The organism is Polaromonas sp. P3_C2, assembly GCF_056402675.1.
In genome coordinates this window covers 1-2,306 of the sequence record NZ_JBFUGX010000647.1, presented here as the reverse complement: position 1 = coordinate 2,306, position 2,306 = coordinate 1, and the positions used below count along the sequence as shown (strand labels likewise).

Sequence of the window (2,306 nt, the reverse complement as noted above, 5' to 3'; positions counted from 1 at the left end):
GCAAGGACTACGGCAACATCCTGGAAACCTTCCGCCCAGGCCATGCCGACTACACCTACCTGCACAAATACGGCCGGCGCGACCCGCGCGGCGGTGGCCGTGCCTCCGCCCRCCTGACGGCGCCCATGGTGGCAGCCGGCGCGGTGGCCAAGAAGTGGCTGGCTGAAAAATACGGCACCACCTTTCGCGGCTGCATGACGCAGATCGGCGACATCGCGATTCCGTTTGAATCGTGGGAACACGTGCCGGGCAACCCGTTCTTCGCGCCGGTCGCCGACGTCTCGAAACTGGAAGACTACATGGACGCGCTGCGCAAGGCGGGCGACTCCTGCGGCGCGCGCATTCGTGTCACAGCATCCAAGGTGCCGGTGGGCCTGGGCGATCCGCTCTTTGACAAGCTGGACGCTGACATCGCTTTCGCCATGATGGGCATCAACGCCGTCAAGGGCGTTGAAATTGGCGCCGGCTTTGCCAGCGTCACGCAGCGCGGCACCGCGCACGGCGACGGTCTGTCGCCTGAGGGCTTTCAGTCGAACAACGCCGGCGGTGTACTGGGTGGCATCAGCACGGGGCAAGACCTGGAGGTGTCCATCGCCATCAAGCCGACGAGCTCGATCATCACGCCGCGCCAGTCGATCGACACCGCAGGCAACCCCGCCGAGGTGGTGACGAAGGGCCGGCACGACCCTTGTGTCGGCATTCGCGCCACGCCGATTGCCGAGGCCATGCTGGCCCTGGTGGTAATGGAGCATGCGCTGCGCCAGCGTGCGCAGAATGCGGATGTGGTGGTCGCCACGCCCAACATCATGCGAAACCGAAAATAAATCTGCTGCGCGGCCCGATCTCGCATCTGCGGTCCTCACCGTACGGGTGGGTGTACGGCTCCGGTCCTCGACACGACCTCGGGCTGCTCGGGCCGCTCGCCACGATTTCTTTACGACTTCGCGCCGGTGCGTGCCTTAAGCTTTATGGCTCAGGTGGCGCAGCCCGAAACGGGTTAAAACCCGTGATCAGCGCGGTGGCCGATAACACCAGGATGCAACCGGGCAACATGCTGATCGTCACCGGCTCCCCCAGAAACAGYCCGCCCCAGGTCACGCCGAACAGCGGAATCATGAAGGCCGCCGACGTGGTGGCGCTGGCCGGAATCTCGCGCATCAGCCGCATGCTGATCCAGTACATAAACCCGGAAGTAAACGTGCCCAGCACCGTAACGGCAGCCACGGCGCCCGGCGTCAGAACAGCCGAGGGTGCGGCGATTCCGCCCGGTATGAGCAGGATCAGGGCCGCGGCCACATGCACCACCGCTGACGAAGGCAGCGGCGAATAGGCCATGGTGGCACGTTTCATGAGGATGGCGCCGAAGCCGTAGCTGGCCGACGCGGCGACGCAGGCCAACGCCGCCAGCACGACCCGGGGCGTGACGGCGACGGGCCCCAGTTGCACCAGCAGCGCGACGCCGGCAAAGCCGACCGCGCAGCCGAGCAGGCGGATGCGGGTGAGTTTTTCCTCGCCGGCCAGCGCGGCGGCCATCACGCCGAAGAGCGGCACCGTGGCATTGAGCACCGCCGAATAGCCCGACGGGATGACCAGCGCGGCCCAGTTGTACAGCACAAAGGGAACCACCACCGACAGCATGCTCAGCAGCGCCAGCCGGGGCCACGCCTCGCGCGGCGGCCATTGGCCGCGCAGCCTGCTCATCAGCAGACCCAGCACGATTGCGGCCAGGACGCAGCGGGTGGCCGCTACCACCCACGGCCCCAGGGCAGGGCTGGCGATACGCAGCAGGGGAAATGATGCGCCCCAGAGGGCGGACATCGCGATGAGCTGGAGGAAGTGTCGGGTTTGCATCAAACGCCGCTCGGGCGGCAACAAAAGCGGCAATGGAAAAGATGGCTGCCTTGATTGTGCAAGATTCGGCCCGACGCTGCAGCGGCCGCAAGGCATGGCTGGGGCGAAGGCGCGAATCTTTCCTACACCGCGCCAGGCGCGGGCCACTCGTCATCAAGGACTTCGGCAGGAAGACCGACATGAGGCGGCCGGTGCAACCTGAGGAGTTGTCGCCTGCTTATGTATTTCTGGCTTCTCCTGTTTGTTCCAGTTATGTCACGGGGATTGTTTTACCGTTGACGGGGAGTGTTGGGGTGGTTTGATTCATTAGTGAAAATGGCTTTTGACTAATAGGGATAAGCGCGGGCAGCTATTGAATTGATAGCGAATCTTGAGGCTGGATCTTGCTCCGGCTTGGGCGTTCTCTACTGAGAGCGGCTGGCCGGGCAACCCCCGGCCAGCCACCCTCAGCAAAG

Annotated in this window: 2 protein-coding genes and 1 pseudogene; 2 read left to right on the top strand and 1 reads right to left on the bottom strand. The window is 64.6% G+C overall.

Annotated features, from left to right (window positions below; all coding sequences use genetic code 11):
- On the top strand, positions 1 to 824 hold an 824-nt coding region (gene aroC / locus AC1DWI_RS20210), incomplete at its 5' end, for a chorismate synthase (RefSeq protein WP_477725579.1).
- A 142-nt stretch (positions 825 to 966) separates the two neighbouring features.
- Here aroC and AC1DWI_RS20205 read toward each other — a convergent pair.
- The gene (locus AC1DWI_RS20205) at positions 967 to 1,851 is read right to left on the bottom strand and encodes a DMT family transporter (protein WP_477667902.1); all 885 of its coding nucleotides are present in this window, start codon (positions 1,849 to 1,851) and stop codon (positions 967 to 969) included.
- Positions 1,852 to 1,994: 143 nt separating this feature from the next.
- Between AC1DWI_RS20205 and AC1DWI_RS20200 the strand changes: the two are divergent.
- A pseudogene (locus tag AC1DWI_RS20200) lies at positions 1,995 to 2,153 on the top strand (short-chain dehydrogenase); the annotation flags it as partial.
- Positions 2,154 to 2,306 lie beyond the last annotated feature (153 nt).